Origin of the sequence: Mesorhizobium sp. M7A.F.Ca.MR.148.00.0.0 (assembly GCF_003997735.1) — a bacterium.
Taxonomy (GTDB): domain Bacteria; phylum Pseudomonadota; class Alphaproteobacteria; order Rhizobiales; family Rhizobiaceae; genus Mesorhizobium.
In genome coordinates this window covers 1-225 of the sequence record NZ_RZTB01000753.1, presented here as the reverse complement: position 1 = coordinate 225, position 225 = coordinate 1, and the positions used below count along the sequence as shown (strand labels likewise).

General features: G+C 63.6%; 1 protein-coding gene. It reads right to left on the bottom strand.

The window, feature by feature from the left end:
- The coding region (locus tag EOB49_RS36130) for an FAD-dependent oxidoreductase (RefSeq protein ID WP_164782041.1) at positions 1 to 225 on the bottom strand (225 nt) is incomplete at both ends.

The window sequence follows — 225 nt, the reverse complement described above, 5'->3', positions numbered from 1 at the left end:
TCGGCCTGATGCCGACGGCCATCACCACAAGCGTTGCTGGGATAATGGTGCCGTCAGCAAGCTCCACCTGCCCGACCTTGCCGTTGCCTGTGATCGCCTGTGTGTTAGCCTTGGTGATCACCTTGATGCCGCGCTGCTCCACGGCACGCTGCAGCAGATAGCCGGCCGCGGGATCGAGCTGGCGCTCCATCAGCGTCGGCATGACATGCAGCACGGTGACGTCCA